A 17944-nucleotide genomic window follows, 5' to 3' on the forward strand; every position below is an offset into this window, starting at 1 on the left:
GTGACCAGCAGACATTCGGACATCGGTGTCGTCGGGGCCGGGCCCCGCGGACTCTCCGTCCTCGAGCGACTGTTCGCACAGGAGCGCAAATCGCCCCTCCGGGAGCGGCTCACCGTCCATCTGGTCGATCCGTTCCCGCCCGGCCCCGGCCGGGTCTGGCGCACGGCGCAGTCGGCCCAGCTGCTGATGAACACCGTGGCCTGCCAGGTCACCCTGTTCACCGACAGCAGCGTGCGGGTCGAGGGACCGATCGAGGACGGACCGAGCCTCTACGAATGGGCCCGGGAGCTGGCCCGGCAGGGCGACGAGTCCGCCGTCGACGCCGCGACGCTCGCCGAGGCCCGCCGGCTCGGCCCGGACTCGTACCCCACCCGCGCCTTCTACGGGCACTACCTGGTCTGGGTGCACCGCCGGCTCCTCGCGACGGCCCCCTCCCACGTCACCGTCCGCTCGCACACCGCGCGGGCCGTCGCCCTGGACGACCCGGCCGGGCCCGGCGGCCCGCAGACCCTGCTGCTGGACGACGGCACCGAGCTCTCCGGCCTGGACGCCGTGGTCCTGGCCCAGGGCCATGTGCCCGCCCTGCCGACGGCGCAGGAGCGAAGGCTCGCCGCGTTCGCGGCCCGGCACGCACTGACGTACCTGCCGCCGGACAACCCCGCCGACGTGGATCTCGACTCCGTCGGGCCCGGCCGGCCGGTGCTGCTGCGGGGGCTCGGCCTGAACTTCTTCGACTACCTGGCGCTGTTCACCGCCGGTCGCGGCGGGCGCTTCGTGCGCGCGGGCGACCGGCTGGTCTACCGGCCCTCCGGCCGGGAGCCGCGCCTGTACGCCGGCTCCCGGCGCGGGGTGCCGTTCCACGCCCGCGGAGAGAACGAGAAGGGCTCCCACGGACGGCACGAGCCCGCCCTGCTGACGCCCCGCCGGATCGAGGAGCTGAAGGCCCGGATGCGCGGCGGCGACTGGCTGCACTTCGGCGCCCACCTGTGGCCGCTGATCGACCGCGAGGTCGGCGGCGTCTACTACGCCGCGCTGCTCACGGCCCGCGGCCGGGACGCCGGCCCCTTCACCGAGGCCTACCCGGCCGCCGCCGACGACGCCGAGCGCGAGGCCCTCCTGACCGCCGCGGACATCGCCCCCCGCGACCGCTGGGACTGGGAGCGGATCGCCCGCCCCTACGGGGACCGCGTCTTCGACTCGGCGGCGGACTACCGCGCCTGGCTGCTGCCCCACCTGCGCCGCGACGTGGCCGAGGCGCGGGCCGGCAACGTCACCGGCCCGCTCAAGGCCGCCCTGGACGTGCTGCGCGACCTGCGCAACGAGATCCGCCTGCTGGTGGACCACGGCGGCCTGGAGGGCAACTCCCACCGCGACGACCTGTACGGCTGGTACACCCCGCTCAACGCCTTCCTCTCCATCGGCCCGCCGGCCTCCCGCATCGAGGAGCTCTGCGCGCTGATCGAGGCCGGGGTCGTGGAGATCCTGCCGCCGGGACTGAAGGTCACCGCCGACGCCGACGCACCCGGCGGCCCCGCCTTTAGGGCCGCCACCCGCGACACGGCCGACGCCGCGCCCCCCTGCACGGTCCTCATCGAGGCCCGGCTGCCCGAACCCGATCTGCGCCGCACCGCCGACCCGCTGCTGCGGCGCCTGCTCGAGACCGGCGGGTGCCGCCCGTACCGCATAGCGGGGACCTGCGGCACCTTCTACGAGACCGGCGGCCTCAACGTCACCGAGCGCCCCTACCGGGTCGTCGACGCGACGGGCCGCCCGCACCCGCGCAGGTTCGCCTACGGCGTCCCCACCGAGTCCGTGCACTGGGTCACCGCCGCCGGCATCCGGCCGGGCGTCGGCTCGGTGACCCTGGAGGACTCCGACGCCATCGCCCGCGCGGTGCTGGCCCTGCCCGCGCCGCGCCCGGACACCGACTCGCCCGCTTCCCCGGGCGCCGCCGAGGAGGCCCTCGTATGACGACACCCGGCACACCGTTGGACTGCGGTCTGCTCTCTCCCGTACGGGCCGGCACCCCGGTCGAGGCCGCGACGGGCGACCAGGCCTGGCTGCGGGCCATGCTGGACGCCGAGGCGGCGCTCGCCCGGGCGCAGGCCCGGCTCGGCGCCGTGCCCGCCTCCGCCGCCGCGGCCATCGGCCGGGCCGCCGCGGCGGGCCTGCCCGACCCCCGGGCCCTCGCCCTCGCCGCCCGGGAGACGGCCAACCCGGTCGTCGGGCTCGTCCGCGCGTTCACCGCCGCGGTCGCCGCCGTGGACCCGGCCGCCGCCGAGTACGTGCACCGCGGCTCCACCAGCCAGGACATCCTGGACACCGGCGCCATGCTGGTCGCCGACCGGGCGCTGCGGATCGTCGTCGCGGACCTGCGCGCCACCGCCGACGCCCTGGCCGGGCTCGCCGAGGAGCACCGCGACACCGTCATGGCCGGTCGCACCCTCGCCCTCCAGGCCGTTCCCACCACCTTCGGGCTGAAGGCGGCCGGCTGGCGCTCGCTCGTCCTGGACGGCGTCGAACAGCTCGACCGCATACGGCAGGAGGGGCTGCCGGTCGCCCTCGGCGGCGCCGCGGGCACCCTGGCGGGCTACCTGGAGTACGCGCGCCTGGACGGCGTCGCCGCCGACGGTCCCGGCGACTACGCGGACCGGCTCGTGGCGGCGTTCGCCGAGGAGACGGGATTGGCCCGGCCGGTGCTGCCGTGGCACGCGCTGCGCACCCCGGTGGCCGCGCTGGGGGCCGCGCTCGCCCACACCTGCGCGGGGCTCGGCAAGATGGCGACGGACGTACAGGCGCTGGCCCGTACCGAGACCGGGGAACTGGCCGAGCCGGCGCCCGCCGGCCGGGGCTCCTCCTCCGCCATGCCGCACAAGCGCAACCCGGTGCTCGCCACCCTGATCCGCTCGGCCGCGCTCCAGGTGCCGCTGCTGGCCGCGGGGCTGACCCAGTGTCTGGCGGTCACCGAGGACGAGCGGTCCGCCGGCGCGTGGCACGCCGAATGGACGCTGCTGCGGGAGGCCCTGCGACTGACCGGGGGCGCCGCCCACACCGCGGTGGAACTCGCCCGGGGCCTGACCGTGCACGCCGGACGGATGCGCGCCAACCTCGACCTCACCGCGGGACAGATCGTCTCCGAGCGGTTCGCCGCCGTCCTCACCCCGCGACTGGGCCGGGGGCGGGCCCGGGAACTGCTCACGCTGGCGGCGCGGCGGGCCGCGACCGACGGGATCCCGCTCACCGAGGCACTGGCCCGGCTGCCCGAGGCGGCGGGCGTGCTGGGGGAGGGCGAGGCCGCCGCGCTGGCCGATCCGGCCGGCTACACGGGAGCGGCAGGTGCGCTGGTGGACCGAGCTTTGAAACGATGAGTCCGCACCGGCGACCGCCGCCCGGGCCGGGGGAGCCGAAGCCCCGCCGGGCACCCGTTCCGCTCAGCCCAGCGCGCCCGCTCCGAAAGGAATGACGATGCCGGCACCCACCCCCGCCGAAGCCTTCCGCGCCCTGCACGAACGGCCCGACCCCTCCGACCCGCTGATCCTCCCCAACGTCTGGGACGCGGTGAGCGCCCGCGCCTTCGCCGCGGCCGGACACCCCGCCCTCGCGACCTCCAGCGCCGCCGTGGCCGAGGTGCTCGGCTACGAGGACGGCGGCCGGACCCCGGCCGACGAGATGTTCGCCGCCGTCACCCGGATCATCCGCTCGGTGGACGTCCCGGTCACCGTGGACCTCGAGTCCGGCTACGGGCTGCCGCCCGGGGAGGTCGCGGAGCGGCTGCTCGCGGCGGGCGCCGTCGGCTGCAACCTGGAGGACACCGACCACACCGCAGGGACGCTCCGCGACGCCCAGGAGCAGGCCGGCTTCCTGGCGGGGGTCAAGGCGGCGGCGGGCGGCGCGCTGATGCTCAACGCGAGGATCGACACCTTCCTCTACGGGGACCCCGAGGGCGCCTCCGCGGCCGGCCGGGCCAAGCTCTACGAGGAGGCGGGCGTGGACGTCGTCTACCCGATCATGGCGCCTGCCGAGCTGCTGCCCGGACTCGCCGCGGCGGTGACCGTCCCGCTCAACGCCCTGTATCTGCCCGGCGGCCCGGCCCCGGCCGAACTGGGCCGGCTGGGCGCCGCCCGCGTCACGTTCGGCGACGGTCTCCACAACCGGGCCACGGCCGCCCTGGCCGACATCGTCCGCTCGATCGCGCCCGCCGGCTGAACCCGACGCGGCCGTCGCGGGCCCCGGCCCGGGTCACCACGCGTAGGCCTCGGGCGCGGGCCGGTGCCCGGGGAAGATCTCGTCGAGCCGGTCCAGCGCCTTGGGCTCCAGCCGCACGTCCAGCGCCGCGACCGCGCTGTGCAGGTGGTCCACGGTCCGGGGGCCCACGACGGGCGCGGTGACCGCGGGCTGTGCCAGCAGCCAGGCGAGCGCCACATGCCCCGGCTCGTGACCGAGCTCGGCGGCGAAGTCCTCGTACTCCTGGATCTGTTCGCGCCGGGTCGCCAGCGCGGCGGCGGCCCGGGCGACGGTCCGCCGGACGCCGCTGCGCTCCTGGCGCAGCACCCCGCCGAGCAGTCCGCTGTGCAGCGGGGACCACGGCAGCAGCCCGACGCCGTAGTGCCGGGCGGCCGGGGCCACCTCCAGCTCGACGGTGCGTTCCAGCAGGTTGTAGACGGACTGTTCGCTGACCGGGCCGAGCAGACCGCGGGCGCGGGCCGACTCCTGCGCCGCCGCCAGGTGCCAGCCGGCGAAGTTGCTGGAGCCGACATAGGTGATCTTCCCCTGGGCGACCAGGACCTCCATGGCCTGCCAGATCTCCTCCCAGCGGACCGACCGGTCCACGTGGTGCATCTGGTAGAGGTCGATGTGGTCGGTGCGCAGCCGTCGCAGGCTCGCCTCCACCGCGCGGCGGATGTGCAGCGCCGACAGCCCGCCCTCGTTGGGTCCGTCGCCCGTGTTCGAGTAGACCTTGGTGGCGAGCACGGTGCGCTCGCGGCGCCCGCCGCCCTGTGCCAGCCAGGCGCCGATGACGGTCTCCGTCCGGCCGGGATGCTCCGGCCAGCCGTACAGATCCGCCGTGTCGACGAGGTTGACGCCCAGATCGAGAGCGGTGTCGAGAATGCGGTGGGCCTCCGCCTCCTCGGTGTGCACCCCGAAGTTCATGGTGCCGAGGACGAGACGGGAGATCCGCAGACCGCTGCGGCCGAGCTGGGTGTACTCCATGGTGAACCCTTCTGGAAGTCGACGGAATGCCCTTTCCACGTCGTCCGGCGTCTCGGAGCGGCTTTTCGATAAGGTCGGTTCCTTTTCGACGACAAGCAGTTGACGCACGGTGCGAAGGCTTTTTTCCGGTCTTCCCGTCACCGGAATTGACTTGGCGGGATTGCAAGGAAACGGCCATTTTCAGGAAAACGCTTGTTCTCGAAGCGTGCCGTCAGGCGACGGTGTCCACGGTTCTTCTGCCCCCGGAGTCGTCGACGGTCCGGGCCCGCTCCTCCAACTGCGCCGCCGCCTGCCGCCAGGCCGCGGCGCACTCGCGGGCGGCGGCGGCCACCTGTCCCACCCAGTGGGGCGGGATCTGGTCCACCAGTTCGCCCCACCGGTTGCTGGCCACCGCGTTGGTGTCCAGCAACCGCAGCAGGAAGCGGCCGTGGTCGGTGAGCCGGACCGAGGGGTCCCGCTTCAGCGTGACGAGCGTTTTGGCCATGGCGAAGGAGGCGAGGCTGTCGGACTCGTCGGCGCAGGCGTCCTGCGTCGCGCGGGCCTGCCCGCCGCGACGGGCGGGCAGCAGCGGGCTGGCGCCGTTCTGTATCCGCTCCCGGACGTCCCGGGCGGTGGCCAGGGAGAGACCGCTCTCCTTGGCGATCTCCCGCAGGCTGGCGTCGGGGTGGGCCAGTACGTACTCGCCCGCGAGTCTGCGCCGCTCCGCGGTGTCGACGATCCGGGACTTTCCGTCCAGACCGATGCGGGCGTTCAACTGAGGAAGAGCGTCACCCGAACGCCTGCGGATGGAGCCGACCGTCTTCGGGGAGAGTCCCGCGACGGTGGCGATCATCCGGTCCGACCACTCCGGATGGGACCGCATGATGCGCAGCGCGGCGGCGTTGCGGTCGGAACGGCTCAGCGGCAGACCGTGGTTGGCGTTGCAGTTGACGGCCAGCAGGAAGGCCTCGGCCGCGTCGCCGTCGAAGTACTGGACGTCTATGTGGGTCCGGCCGTTGAGCCGGGCGGCCCGCAGCCGGTGGGCGCCGTCGATGACCCGCGAGGTGGCGCGGTGGACGATGATCGGCGGAAGGGGCGAGACGCATTGGGCGAGTTGCTGGACGTGCTCCTCGTTCTCGCCGGCCAGGCGCGGCGAGTCGTCGGTCACCAGCGCGTCCAGGGCGACCCGGACGACGGGGAGCGTGTCCGCCTGGGCGTCCCAGAGATCGGCCGACTCACATGGTGCGGTTGTTGGGGACGAGAGCCTCCTGGATTCGGGCAGGGCCATCCTCATTCTCCTTTTTCAACGATCCGTTGTACTGGGGTGAACAGATATGAGATGGACGCGCAGGCCGGAGGGCGGTACCGCGGCGATGACCGCGGGGTACCGGCCGATCCGGCGAGGGGTTGTCAGGGTGCCGCTCAGCCGCTCCGGCCGGGCGTGTGGTGGCACCGACAGGACGAGGGCATGGGAAAACCCGGCAGCCCGAAGGGCACCGCGGCGAGATCACCGCGTGCGACGGGCGTGCCGGGAATGGATGGGCCGGGCTGGGCATCCGGCCATGACGCATGACCACTTCGTGTGTGTGCCACTTAGGTCAGCCCCCCGTTTGGCTTAGAACCTGCCGGGCAGAATATCCGGCCCGAACGGTTCGTCAACAACCGATAACGGGCCAGATCGGCTCGGTGGAGTGGTGCGACGCGGTGGACGACCGCAGCTGCCGGCCACCACGTGGATCAGCTGGTGGGCGGACGGAACTCCGGCTGGTCGATGATGCGCAGCCAGCTGCCGTCGGGCTGTCGGCGGACCACCTGGGCGCGGGCGCCCGAACCGTCCTTCGGCGGGGTGGCGGTCAGCGCGATGTCGCCGCAGACGAGAGTCGGAAGCGGCTCCTCCGCCTCGAAGTGCGGCGCGTGGGCGAGCACCTTCTCCCACAGTTCGCGAATGGCTTCCCGGCCCACCGTGGTGCTGCCCGGCGGATAGGCCATCACGGCCTCCTCCTCGTACAGTGCGGCGAGGCCGGTGGCGTCACCGGCGTTGGCGCGCTCCACGAAGAGGCGGGTGAGATCCTCCGGCTTCAGGGCCTTCTCGTTCTCGGGCACGACGTTCCTTTCCTGGGGTCAATTCTGGCCTGCCCATGTTCCAACGTTGGCTCATATCAAGTCCAATCAATCGTCCCGATCGCCTCTATAATCAGGGGTTATGGAGCTCAGGCAGCTGAAATATTTCCTGGCCGTGGCAGAGGAATCCAACTTCACCCGGGCCGCCGAGCGCGTGCATGTCAGCCAGCCGGGGATCAGTGCCCAGATCCGCCAGCTCGAGAACGACCTCGGCACGACTCTCATCGACCGCTCGGGCCGCAGTGCGGGACTCACCGCGGTGGGGGAGGTCGCCTTCCACCACGCGCGCGCGGTGCTGGCCGCCGTGGAGGCGCTCCGGCACGCGGTGGACGAGATGAACGGGCTGGTCCGCGGCCGGCTGGTCGTCGGCATGGTGACGGCGTGTACGGTCACGCCCTTGTTCGAGGCGTTGTCGAGCTTCCATCTGGCCCACCCCGGCGTCGAGATCAGCCTCGTCGAGGACGACTCCGCCAAGCTGGTCGACTACGTCCGGGAGGGCGCCGTCGACCTCGCGCTGATCGGCGCGGCCGACCGGGCCCCGGAGGACCTGGACGGCCGGCAGGTGATCAGCGAGGCGATCGTCGCCGCGGTGCCGCCCGGACATCCGCTGGCCTCGCAGGACGGCGTGACCCTCGCCGAGCTGAGCGCCTATCCCGTCATCTGCCTGCCCAAGGGCACCGGCATCCGGGCCGTGCTGGACCAGGCGTCGGCCGCCCGGGGCCTGACGCCCACGGTGGCCCTCCAGGCCAGCGCGCCGGGCGCGGTGGTCCATCTCGCCGAGCGCGGACTGGGGGTGGCGGTGCTGTCCGAATCCATGCTCGCCCAGCACCCGCAGTTGCGGACCGTGCCCATCACCGACGCCGACGTCGCCGCGGTGCTGGCCCTGGTCTCCGCGCCCACCAAGAGCCCGGCGCTGCGCGAACTGCTCGTGCACTGCCAGGACTCCTTCGGGGCTCCGGCGGACAAGGACCTGGTCACGGCCGGCAAGACCACCGCCGACTGAGGACCCCCTGCGCCGTCGACGGCATGCCGTCGCACGGATGCCGTCGCACGGATGCCGTCGCACCTGTGCCGTCGGCGCCGACCGGAGTCGGCGTCGACGGCACACGTCGTGCGGGGGAACCGGGGTCAGCTGTCGGCAGACACCGTCGCGGGGCTGTCGGCGTCCGGCGCGGGGGCCTTCGGCGCCTGTGCGGCCTGGAAGTCGGCCGCCCGGATCAGCACCAGGGACAGCAGGCCGCCCAGCAGCGCGAGACCGGCCGAGATGGTCAGCAGGGTGTTCAGCCCGTCCACATAGCCGTCGACGGCGAGCCGCTCCACGGTCTCCCGCTGCGCCTCGGGCACCAGCGCCGCCGCCCGGTCGATCTCGCCGCCCCGCACCAGGGCGGCGAGCTCGTCGCTGCGCTCGCCGGCGCCCGGGATCCCCGCCAGACCGTCGCGGAGCCGGTCGCCGATGATCACGGCGAAGGTGGAGCCGAGGACCGCGACACCGGTGCTCACACCGAGCTGCCGGAAGGTGCCGCTGACCCCCGAGGCCATCCCGGAGCGGGAGAAGTCGACGACGCCCACCGCGGTGGAGGCGAGCGGCGGGTTCACCAGGCCGGCGCCGAAGCCGCCCAGCATCAGACCGGGGACGAAGTGCTCCCAGCCCGTGTTCGCGTCGACGCCGCCCATCAGCAGCAGGGCCACGCCGACCAGGAGCAGCCCGACGCCGATCAGGAGGCGGGCCGGGATCTTCGCGCTGACGCGGCCCGCCACCAGCGAGGCGACCAGCATCGACAGCGAGGCGGCCAGCAGCCGCACCCCGGTCTCCAGGGACGAGTACTGGAGCACTTCCTGGAAGTAGATGGCCAGGAAGAGGAACATCGCGAACAGCGAGCCGTTCAACGAGAACGCCGCGATGGATCCGCCGACGAAGGTCGGGATGCGGAACAGCTTCAGATCGAACATCGGCTGCTCGACCCGGGACTCGACCACCAGGAAGGCCAGCAGCAGCACACCGCCGACGATCAGGAACGTCAGCGCGCGCGAGTCGCTCCAGCCGTCCTCGCCGGCGAGGATCAGCCCGTAGACGAGGGTGGCCAGACCCGTGGTGAGCAGGACGAAGCCGGGCCAGTCCAGTCGGCGGGCGAACGGCGACTTGGACTCGTCCACCCGCAGCGCGATGATCAGGGCGACCAGGATGCCGATCGGCACGTTGATCAGGAAGATCCCCCGCCAGCTGATGCCGCTGGAGATCAGGCCGCCGGCCACCGGGCCGATCGCGGAGGCGAGACCGGTGACCATGCCCCAGACGCCGAACGCCATCCCGCGTTCCTTGCCCTCGAAGCCGCCCGCGAGCAGGGCGAGGCCGGTGGCGAACATCACCGAGCCGCCGACGCCCTGGAGGACCCGGGCGAGGACCAGCATCAACGGCGACTGCGCCATGCCGCACAGCAGCGAGGCGAACGTGAAGAGGACGACGCCGATCGAGTAGAGGCGCTTGCGGCCGAACCGGTCCGCGATCGTCCCGCTCGTCAGCAGCAGGGCCGCCAGCGCCAGCGCGTAGCCGTCGATCACCCACTGGAGGTCGGCGAAGCTGGCCTCCAGGTCCGTCTGGATGTCGGGCATCACGACGTAGACGATGGTGGTGTCGAGCAGGAGCATGAACGTCCCGCCGCACACCCCCAACAGCGTCCACCATTTCTTGTGCATCTGGATTCCTTCTGCTCGTCGAGCGGATCGGTCGGGGGAGCGCGGTGCTACCTAGGGGGCTTCTGATGGATCTCCGTGGGAGAAGGAGCGGCGTTCGGTGCGTGCTCTCGGTGTGCCGGGCGAAAGTCCTCGTAGCGGAGCTACTAGGGCTTTCGCCCGGTGCGGCGAGAGTGCGTGCCGGGCGTCGCGACGCCGCGGAGATCCATCAGAAGCCCCCTAGGGGCGTCGGCCGGCGGGATGTTGTGGTTGTGCCGCAGCAGGTTGGAGGGGTCCCACTCGGCCTTCAGTCGCCGCAGCCGCCGGTAGTCGTCGGGGGAGTAGGCCATGGCGACCTGGGCGGGGGTGGCGTGCGCGCCGTAGAGGAAGTTGAGGGACCGTCCGGTGGTGAGCGGCGCCAGGGTGTCGGTCAGCCGGAGGTGGGCGGCGTGGACGGTGTCGGCCGTCCTTGGCGTGACCCGGTTGAGCACCGCCAGCAGATAGGCGGCGTCCCGGTTGCCGACGCTGTTCGCCGGCTCGGGCGCGCGGCCCAGGGCGCCGCCGAGGTGACGCACCTCCACGATGCTGGTGACCGGTGCGTCGGGCCCGGTCAGGGCCAGCACCCGGCGCACGGCGTCCGCGTCCAGCCCGCTGAGCATCGCGTTGGTGCCGCTGTACCCGGCGGGTGGGACCGGGTCGTTGTGGATGGTCCCGGACTCGGTGTACGGCAGGATCCGCAGGGTGTCGGCCAGCCGTGGGCCGAGAGCGCGCAGCGGTGCGGCCAGGCGCTCGCCCTCCGCCGCCGCGCCGAGGAAGGCGATGCGTACATGGACCACGTACCGGCCCCGCAGCGGCGGGGGAAGCGAGGGCAGATCGGGCAGCGGGACCAGCGCGAGCGAGGAGGTCATCTCCTCGGGGACGCCGGCGGTCCAGTGCAGCCAGGCGTTGACGACCTCCTCGGCCAGGGCGCCGTCGAAGTACAGGGCGCCGCCGTACAGCCGTTCCACCGGCACCAGGCCGATGTCGAGGTCGGTGACGACGCCGAAGTTGTCCCGGCCGCCGCGCAGCGCCCAGAAGAGCTCGGGTTCGCGGTCCGCGTCGATCTCCCGCAGCCGGCCGTCCACGGTGACGGCGCCGAGCCGCCGGACCTGGTCGGCGGCGTACCCGAACCGGCGGGCCAGCAGGCCCAGGCCGCCCCCGAGGGTGTAGGCCACCGCACCGACGTGCGGGGCGCTGCCGCTGAGCGGCGCCAGCCCGTGCGGGGCGGCGGCGGTCACCACCTGCTGCCAGCTCACCCCCGCGCCCAGTCGGGCGGTACGGGAGACCGGGTCGATCCGCACCTCGTTCATCCGGCGGGTGCTGATCAGCACGCCCGTCCGGGCGGGCAGGGCCGGACTGTGCCCGGTCGCCTGCACGCCGACCGGCAGGCCGTGCACGGCGGCGAACTCCACCGCGAGCCGTACGTCCTCGCCGTCGACGGCGCCGACCACCAGGGCCGGGGCGTGCGGCCGGAAGGTCTGGTACCGGACGCGTTCCTCGTCGTAGCCGTCGTCGCCCGCGACCAGGACCGGGCCGCGTACGCTCCCGGCGAGCTTGCCCGTCGCCGCCTGGTCGTCCCACGGGGCGTCGGTCCGGGGGTGAGGAGTCACGCTGTGGGTTCCTTTCGTCGGGCGGATGGCCGCGCCGTCGAGGACGGGGGTGGCATCAAGAGCGCGGCCATCCGCTGTTCATGGTCGTGAGCGCCGAGCCAGAAGTCCAAGACCTAGTTTTTTGGTGCTGCCTAACTTCTGGTTATGACGCGAGGCGGTGCGGGGTATCCGTCTGGGTCCGGGGGCGCCAGGGACCGGGCGCCCCGCCGACGCCGACCGCGACCGCGAAGGCGTAGGCCGGGGTGACCACGTCCCGCACCACGGCGTACCGGTCGCCGGCCCGAGCCCACAGGCCGTCGCCGTACGACCGGAGCCGGACGCGCCAGAAGAGACCGCCGTGCGCCTCATGACAGTCCGTCAGCGCCTTGAACGCCGCCTCCTTCGCGGCGAACAGGCGCCGCAGCCGCTCCCGGTCGCCGTCCGGCCAGAGCAGTTCCCGCTCGGCGTCGTCGAGGAGGAACCGGTGCAGGCGCCGTTCGGGCAGCCGGAACTCCAGATCGACGCCGACCGCGGCGGCGCCCGGCGCGACGGCGGCCACCGCCAGACCGTGGGCGTGGGTGAGCGAACCCGGGTAACCGGCGGGGAAGACGGGGGCCCCGCTGCGCCGGCGGCCGATCACGGTCGTCGCGCTGCCCGCCCGCCGCAGCACCGCCCCGGCGGCGGCGCGGCCGGCCCGATGCTGTGCGGCGGTGCTGTCCGCGGGGGTGACCGGGACGCTCTCCAGCAGGACCCGCTGGGGACGCCCGGGGCCCCCGAGCAGCCATGCGCTCGGGGGCCCCGGGGTCGTCGGCCCCTCAGTCACCCGGCCCGGCCACCCGCTCGATGAACTTCACGACCTCCCGCTGGAACCACTCGGGCTCCTCCAGGAACGCCAGGTGGCCGCCGTGCGGCACGGTGACGGTGGTGGTGTCCGGGAAGAGCCGGGCCATCTCCTCCACCGCGCTGGTGCTCAGGGAGAAGTCGTCGCCGCCCACGAAGAGCAGTGTGGGCTGCTTCACCCGCGTCATGATGTCCGGGTCCAGCGGCGCCTTCACCGACACCGCCAGACCGGCCCGCAGCGACTCCACCGTGTGGATGCCGAGGAAGTTCTGCTTGCGGCCCATGAACCCGATCGGCCCGGCCGCCTCCACCGCCGCGTCGCCGGAGACCAGCGGGTACAACTGGTCGTAGAGCACGCCCAGTCCGCCTGTGTCGAGGGTCTTCAGCCAGGCCTTGGTGATCCTGCGCAGGCGCTGCGGCCCGTGCGGGCTCATCGCCGGTCCGGCCAGCACCAGCCCGTGGACCCGTTCCGGGTGGGCCACGGCGAAGTCCCGGCAGATCAGGGTGGAGAACGAGGTGCCCACGAGCACCGCCTTCGCCAGGCCCAGCTGGTCGAAGAGGGCCGACAGGTCGGTGATGTGGTCCTCCCACACCGGCTCGCCCACCTGGGGACCGGAATCGCCCTGGCCGCGCAGGTCGTAGGAGGTCAGCCGCGCGGTCGAGGCCAGGCTTGCGGTGTACGACCGCCATGACCTGCGGTCCATGAAGAAGTTGTTGACGAGGACGACGTCGGGGCCGGACCCGCGTCGTTCGTAGGTGAGCGACACCTCGTCGTTCACCCGGACCGTGCCGGTCTCGATGGCGTCGTCCACGGTCGTGTTGGTCATCGGTTCACCTCGGGCGGGAGCGGTCGGAGGAAAGGGCGGCCCGCTGGCCGGGCCGGACGGGCCGCGATTCCTTGCGGTGCCGCGGCGGGCGGCTCAGGCCGCTTCGAGCACCGCCTCGGCGGCCGTTCGGGCGTCGCCGAACCGGGCGGTCAGGGCGTGCACCCACCGTTCGAGGCCGAACGCGCAGCAACTGGTGGAGGCCGGCCGTCCGTCGGGCAGCGCGATGGCGCAGCGTTCCCCGAAGAAGTTGCGGTGGTAGTTCACCGAGCCGACGGCCAGCCCGTCCACGACGAACTCCTCCTTCACCGGGAACAGCCGCTGCATGGTGGCGCGCGACCCGGTGCGGTCGAAGAACGGGTCGGTGGCGACCTGTGTCTCCATCTTCAGCCCCAGCAGGTCGGCCAGCCCCAGCACCACCCCCTTGAACCGCTCCAGGTGGTCCGTGGCGCCCTCCGGCGTCCCGATGAAGACGATCTCGCGCATGGAGAAGCCGAGCAGCCGGCGCAGGCCCTCGTAGTGCGTCTCGTTGCGGAAACAGGTGGCCACCGTCGTGACCCGGTTCTCCGGCGCGGGCAGCGTCCGGCCCCGCAGGTCGAAGTAGACCGAGTAGCAGGCCGCCGACGGCAGGGCGAGACCGGTGTCGTTCAGGACCGACGCGGGCAGTTCCCGCAGCGGCTCCTGGGCGCCGGCGCGCAGCTGCGCCAGCCGGTCCGGGTCGGCCGCTGCGGCGGCCAGGCCCAGGTGCGGGAAGTTCTCGTAGTAGTCGATGTTCTCCAGATCGCCCGCCCGCACCAGGAACGGGTAGCGGCGCTCCTGGGCCTTCACCCCCTGCGCCCAGGACAGCACCAGGGAGTCGAACGCCCGCAGCAGGCGCAGCTCGTAGGGTCCCAGGACACCGAGACCGGTGTCCTGCGTGCCGGTGGCGCCGGCCATCAGGTCGCCGCTCCGGCGAGGAAGCGCTTCTCGATGGAGCGCAGTGTGCGGAAGTCGTCGACGTCGATCTCCTCGGGGTCGATGACCTCTCCGCTCAACTCCTCCAGCAGGTAGAGGAATTCGACGAACGCCAGCGAGTCCACCGCGCGGCGGTCGATCAGGTCGTCGTCCAGGCCCAGCTCGCCCACCTCGGGGTTGCGCTGGTGGATGAAGTCGAGAATCTTGGAGATCTTGTCGTCGCTCATGCGGGGGTCCCCTGAACCTGAAGGCCGTTGCGGGCGAGGAACTTGCGGGTGCGGTTGAGGATGCGGTCGTGCGCGGCGTGCCGTGCCGGGTGTGCCAGCAGCCGGCGCCGGAGCTCCAGCGGCTCGGGCAGACCGGCGTCGCGGTAGACGGCGGGGTTGTACAGACTGCGGACGCTGTACTCGAGGTAGGCCTCCAGGTACTTGGCGAGCACCGGGATGTCCTGCGGCCGGGTCTCCTTGACCTGTTCCAGGAGCTTGCCGAACAGATGGCGGCCGAAGGCGACGTGCCTGCTCTCGTCCTGGTGGTGGACCCGGTTGATCTCCCGTGCGATCTCGGGGAGGGCCGAGTCCGTGGCCATGAGGGCGTTGAAGTGGTCGACGAGCTCCTCGAATATCAGGATGCGGGCGAAGATGACCAGCTCGGTCGCGGCGTCGCCCACCCCCTCGATCCGGTTCATGCCGACCTGCGGCACCGGCGGGTAGACCTTCCCGCCGTACTTCAGGCAGAAGGTCCCGAAGAACCACATGTGCTCGTTCTCCTCGCCGATGAAGTGGTGCAGGAACTCGGAGGCGTCGGCGTAGGTCTTGGTGTGGATGCGCAGCACGACCTCGCTGAGGAGTTCGCGGATGCCGTGCACGTTGAGGCTGAAGAAGTTCACCGCCTCGTGCCGCGTCAGCGCGAGCTGCTGCTCACGCGTCAGCGCGTCCCACTCCTCGGTCCCGGCCAGGGTGACGAGCTCCTCGCTCATCCACGGAAGGTCCTCCTCGAGACTCTCCGGCCAGTCGAAGATCGTGTAGGGGTTGTAGTAGTCCGACTCCGCCATCGCTTCGAGCCGGTCCAGATCCAGCTTCACGGGCTTGACGGTCGTGGCCATGGGTGCGCCTCTTTCTGCTGAGTGCGGTCGTGCGGCGGACGGGTCCGGCGGACCGTGCGGCGGCGTGCAGCGTGCAGCGGGCCGCGGGTTCACGCGGGACGGGCGGGTCAGGTCCGCTCGGCCAGGACGGACCAGACCGGGAGCTGGGTCCGGCCCCGGTCGTCGATCTCCACCTGGGTGCCGGTCTTCGCCAGGAAGCCCAGGGTCACCTCGGCCACGCCCCAGTAGACGGTCCGGCGCAGCTCGGTCACCGACCATCCGGCCTCCTCCAGCACCTGACGGACCGTTTCCTGCGGCACGGACAGCGGTTCGGGCATACCGCCGGGGACCGCGGCGAAGCACAGCATGTCGAGCCAGGCGCCGGGCCGGGCGGCCCGGTGGAGCGCGGCGGCGTACCGGCGGCGGCCGTCCGCGTCCAGGGTGTGGAACAACGCGCTGTCCAGGACCGTGTCGAACCGGCCCTCGAACCCGGTCAGAGCGGTGGCGTCGGCTACGGCGAACTCGATGTCCGCGCCGCCGGCCCGCTCGGTGGCCTGCTCGATCGCCGCGGAGGCGGCGTCGACGGCCGTGACCCGATATCCGCGGGAGGCCAGGAAAATGGAATTGTCGCCCAGGCCGCATCCGGCGTCCAGTACATCGCCGCGTATTCGTCCGAGCCGCTCGAATTCAATCACGCCCGGCTGTGCCTCGCCGATGTCCCAGGGTGCCCTGGTGATACCCGCGTCTCCCAGGAGTTCACCTCCACGATAGACGGCGTTGAAGTCGGCGGTAGCGAAGTCGTAGGTCTGTTCCGTGCCTTTTTTCATGCGCGTCTCCCGGGCTGAGGGGGGGTCCTTCTTCCGGTGCTGCCGAACCAAAGGGATTACCACACGGCGGCCCTGTGCGTAAGGCGCGGGCCGAGGGGTGTCCCGGGTCAAGATTCAGTAGGGAGCGGCCCGCTCCGGTCGTCGCCGGACGGTTTGCGAAAGCATCCCCAGGTGATCTGAGCGGCCGTGTTCAACTGAGGGAATTCCTCAGTCGACACGGGGGCACGCTAGGCGACCGGTCGCTCCCGGTCGCGGTGTGCGGTCTGGAACGTGGAATTCCTTTTGCCGCTCCGGGTGAATCGCAGCTGCTTCGGGAAAGTGGAACATCGAATTTCGCATGTGGTGGCGAGTTCTTCGGGGTGGTCGCCCCGAAGTCGTCCACGTACGATGCCGTAGCGGCAGGGGTAAAAGGCTGTCGAAACTCGGCAGCCCCGTCCCTGTGAGGGCGTCCGCGTCCAGAGGATCTGGAAAGGAAATGCCATTGCGTGACTCAGGGAACTACTCCGATATTTCGAATGCCGAGCTCGTGGGCAGGGCTGCCGAACTCCGGGAAGAACTCTGGAAGAACGCGGCTGAATCCGACCGCGCACGCCGGCTGTCCGACGATCTCGTCGCCCGTGTCACCGCGGCCGGTCTGACCAGGCTCCTGACCCCCCGGAAGCTGGGCGGCCACGAGACCCCGGTCCGCACCCTGCTGGACGTCTGCGTCGAGCTGGGCCGCGGCTGCTGTTCGGCCTCGTGGGTCGCCGGCGTGCTGAACGTCGGGAACTTCGTCGTCTCGCTCTACCCCGACCGCACCCGCGAGGAGGTGTGGGCCGCTCACCCCGACGCCCGCACCGCACTCATCCTGGGCGCCCCGGTCCGGACCGTGCGGAAGGCGGACGGCGGTGTCCGCGTCAGCGGCGAGTGGCCCTACGCGTCGGGCTCGACGCACGCCGACTGGATCGGCGGCCTCGTCCTCGCGGACACCGGCACGGGTCCTCAGCCGCACATGGCGCTGATGCCGGCCGCCGAGGTGTGCGTCCGGGACACCTGGCACTTCGTCGGCATGCGCGCCACCGGGAGCCACACCGTCGTCGCCGAGGACCTCTTCGTACCCGCCCACCGCCTCCTGCCGTACGGGCCGCTGCTCACGGGCCGGACGGACGGGCTGGTCCCGGCGGACCGCCCCTACCGCTCCAGCCTCACCGGCGTGTTCATGGTCGGTCTGATCGGCTCGATGATCGGCGGCGCGAGCGCGGCCCTCCAGTTCGCGCTGGAGCACGCGCCGACCCGCCGGGTGGCCGGCTCCACCTACGCCAGCCAGGCGGACTCGCCCGCCGCCCAGCTGGGTCTGGCCGCCGCGGCCACCCGGCTCGACACCGCGGTGCTGCACGCCCGGCGGCTGGCCGACTCGGTGGACGAGCACGCGAGGGCGGGCGAGAACCCGTCCCTGGACGTCCGGGCCCGGGCCCGGATGGACGCCACCCATGTCGTCGAGCGATGTCGTGCCGCCGTCGAGGAGATCGTCTCGGTGTACGGTTCCTCCGCCTTCGACGAGTCCAACCCCCTGCAACGGATCTGGCGCGACATCGGCGTAGGCAGCCGGCACGCGGGATTCGGCATGGGCGTTCCCCAGCAGGCCTACGGCGCCGCGCTGGTCGGCAAGGACCCGCGCGAGCTGACCATGATGCTCTAGCCCTGCACGGACTGGCCCTGCACGGACAAGTCCCGCACGGACTGGCCCTGCACGGACAAGTCCCGCACGGACTGGCCCTGCACGGACAAGTCCCGCACGGACTGGCCCTGCACGGACAAGTCCCGCACGGC

At 72.3% G+C, this 17944-nt stretch carries 16 protein-coding genes; 5 read left to right on the top strand and 11 right to left on the bottom strand.

Going from position 1 to position 17944, the window contains the following annotated elements:
* The 3 genes from AB0J04_RS20080 to AB0J04_RS20090 all read left to right on the top strand — a co-directional run bounded on the left by AB0J04_RS20080 (position 1) and on the right by AB0J04_RS20090 (position 4206).
* Positions 1-1971: an FAD/NAD(P)-binding protein gene (locus AB0J04_RS20080; RefSeq protein WP_363169848.1), complete on the top strand. Its 1971-nt coding sequence runs from the start codon at positions 1-3 to the stop codon at positions 1969-1971.
* The gene (locus tag AB0J04_RS20085; RefSeq protein WP_363169849.1) at positions 1968-3368 is read left to right on the top strand and encodes a lyase family protein; all 1401 of its coding nucleotides are present in this window, start codon (positions 1968-1970) and stop codon (positions 3366-3368) included. Before AB0J04_RS20080 ends, AB0J04_RS20085 begins: the two co-directional genes overlap by 4 nt.
* A gap of 97 nt (positions 3369-3465) precedes the next feature.
* Positions 3466-4206 (top strand): isocitrate lyase/phosphoenolpyruvate mutase family protein, encoded by a 741-nt coding sequence (locus tag AB0J04_RS20090; RefSeq protein ID WP_363169850.1) that lies wholly within the window; start codon positions 3466-3468, stop codon positions 4204-4206.
* Positions 4207-4239: 33 nt separating this feature from the next.
* Here AB0J04_RS20090 and AB0J04_RS20095 read toward each other — a convergent pair whose 3' ends face one another.
* From AB0J04_RS20095 to AB0J04_RS20105, 3 genes are all read right to left on the bottom strand, one after another.
* Positions 4240-5211 (bottom strand): aldo/keto reductase, encoded by a 972-nt coding sequence (locus tag AB0J04_RS20095; protein ID WP_363169851.1) that lies wholly within the window; start codon positions 5209-5211, stop codon positions 4240-4242.
* Between the two features lie 211 nt (positions 5212-5422).
* The gene (locus AB0J04_RS20100; protein ID WP_363169852.1) at positions 5423-6478 is read right to left on the bottom strand and encodes a ParB/RepB/Spo0J family partition protein; all 1056 of its coding nucleotides are present in this window, start codon (positions 6476-6478) and stop codon (positions 5423-5425) included.
* 449 nt (positions 6479-6927) lie between these two features.
* The gene (locus tag AB0J04_RS20105; protein ID WP_363169853.1) at positions 6928-7293 is read right to left on the bottom strand and encodes a nuclear transport factor 2 family protein; all 366 of its coding nucleotides are present in this window, start codon (positions 7291-7293) and stop codon (positions 6928-6930) included.
* A gap of 100 nt (positions 7294-7393) precedes the next feature.
* Between AB0J04_RS20105 and AB0J04_RS20110 the strand changes: the two genes are divergently transcribed.
* Positions 7394-8314: a LysR substrate-binding domain-containing protein gene (locus AB0J04_RS20110; protein ID WP_363169854.1), complete on the top strand. Its 921-nt coding sequence runs from the start codon at positions 7394-7396 to the stop codon at positions 8312-8314.
* Between the two features lie 125 nt (positions 8315-8439).
* Here AB0J04_RS20110 and AB0J04_RS20115 read toward each other — a convergent pair whose 3' ends face one another.
* The 8 genes from AB0J04_RS20115 to AB0J04_RS20150 form a co-directional block, all read right to left on the bottom strand.
* A complete protein-coding gene (locus tag AB0J04_RS20115) occupies positions 8440-10005 on the bottom strand; it encodes an MFS transporter (RefSeq protein ID WP_363169855.1) in 1566 nt (521 codons plus the stop codon).
* Positions 10006-10148: 143 nt separating this feature from the next.
* Positions 10149-11630 carry an FAD-binding oxidoreductase gene (locus AB0J04_RS20120; protein WP_363169857.1) on the bottom strand — a complete coding sequence of 494 codons (1482 nt, stop codon included), beginning with the start codon at positions 11628-11630 and terminating at the stop codon, positions 10149-10151.
* A gap of 142 nt (positions 11631-11772) precedes the next feature.
* Positions 11773-12432: a 4'-phosphopantetheinyl transferase superfamily protein gene (locus tag AB0J04_RS20125; protein ID WP_363169858.1), complete on the bottom strand. Its 660-nt coding sequence runs from the start codon at positions 12430-12432 to the stop codon at positions 11773-11775.
* On the bottom strand, positions 12425-13276 hold the full coding sequence (locus tag AB0J04_RS20130; RefSeq protein WP_363169860.1) for an alpha/beta hydrolase: 852 nt from the start codon (positions 13274-13276) through the stop codon (positions 12425-12427). The genes AB0J04_RS20125 and AB0J04_RS20130 overlap by 8 nt, the downstream gene beginning before the upstream one ends.
* A gap of 93 nt (positions 13277-13369) precedes the next feature.
* Entirely contained in the window at positions 13370-14209 is an 840-nt protein-coding gene (locus AB0J04_RS20135; RefSeq protein ID WP_363169861.1) for a hypothetical protein, read from the bottom strand.
* Positions 14209-14454, bottom strand: a complete 246-nt coding sequence (locus AB0J04_RS20140) for an acyl carrier protein (protein WP_329302350.1) — start codon at positions 14452-14454, stop codon at positions 14209-14211. The genes AB0J04_RS20135 and AB0J04_RS20140 overlap by 1 nt, the downstream gene beginning before the upstream one ends.
* On the bottom strand, positions 14451-15329 hold the full coding sequence (locus AB0J04_RS20145) for a diiron oxygenase (protein ID WP_363169862.1): 879 nt from the start codon (positions 15327-15329) through the stop codon (positions 14451-14453). The genes AB0J04_RS20140 and AB0J04_RS20145 overlap by 4 nt, the downstream gene beginning before the upstream one ends.
* Before the next feature lie 107 nt (positions 15330-15436).
* Complete coding sequence (locus AB0J04_RS20150) at positions 15437-16135, bottom strand: class I SAM-dependent methyltransferase (RefSeq protein ID WP_363169863.1); 699 nt, start codon at positions 16133-16135, stop codon at positions 15437-15439.
* Positions 16136-16616: 481 nt separating this feature from the next.
* On the opposite strand from AB0J04_RS20150, the gene AB0J04_RS20155 reads away from it, so the two are divergent.
* Positions 16617-17813, top strand: coding sequence for an acyl-CoA dehydrogenase family protein (locus tag AB0J04_RS20155; RefSeq protein ID WP_363169864.1), 1197 nt, complete (start codon positions 16617-16619; stop codon positions 17811-17813).
* Positions 17814-17944: the final 131 nt, after the last annotated feature.

It is taken from the genome of Streptomyces sp. NPDC050263 (genome assembly GCF_040655955.1).
In the GTDB taxonomy this organism is placed as follows: domain Bacteria; phylum Actinomycetota; class Actinomycetes; order Streptomycetales; family Streptomycetaceae; genus Streptomyces.

Excerpts from the sequence above, each read along its gene's own strand:
- AB0J04_RS20085 (WP_363169849.1), top strand. The coding sequence starts at position 1,968 with ATGACGACACCCGGCACACCGTTGGACTGCGGTCTGCTCTCTCCCGTA.
- AB0J04_RS20090 (WP_363169850.1), top strand. The coding sequence starts at position 3,466 with ATGCCGGCACCCACCCCCGCCGAAGCCTTCCGCGCCCTGCACGAACGG.
- AB0J04_RS20095 (WP_363169851.1), bottom strand. The coding sequence starts at position 5,211 with ATGGAGTACACCCAGCTCGGCCGCAGCGGTCTGCGGATCTCCCGTCTC.
- AB0J04_RS20100 (WP_363169852.1), bottom strand. The coding sequence starts at position 6,478 with ATGGCCCTGCCCGAATCCAGGAGGCTCTCGTCCCCAACAACCGCACCA.
- AB0J04_RS20110 (WP_363169854.1), top strand. The coding sequence starts at position 7,394 with ATGGAGCTCAGGCAGCTGAAATATTTCCTGGCCGTGGCAGAGGAATCC.
- AB0J04_RS20115 (WP_363169855.1), bottom strand. The coding sequence starts at position 10,005 with ATGCACAAGAAATGGTGGACGCTGTTGGGGGTGTGCGGCGGGACGTTC.
- AB0J04_RS20130 (WP_363169860.1), bottom strand. The coding sequence starts at position 13,276 with ATGACCAACACGACCGTGGACGACGCCATCGAGACCGGCACGGTCCGG.
- AB0J04_RS20135 (WP_363169861.1), bottom strand. The coding sequence starts at position 14,209 with ATGGCCGGCGCCACCGGCACGCAGGACACCGGTCTCGGTGTCCTGGGA.
- AB0J04_RS20140 (WP_329302350.1), bottom strand. The coding sequence starts at position 14,454 with ATGAGCGACGACAAGATCTCCAAGATTCTCGACTTCATCCACCAGCGC.
- AB0J04_RS20145 (WP_363169862.1), bottom strand. The coding sequence starts at position 15,329 with ATGGCCACGACCGTCAAGCCCGTGAAGCTGGATCTGGACCGGCTCGAA.
- AB0J04_RS20150 (WP_363169863.1), bottom strand. The coding sequence starts at position 16,135 with ATGAAAAAAGGCACGGAACAGACCTACGACTTCGCTACCGCCGACTTC.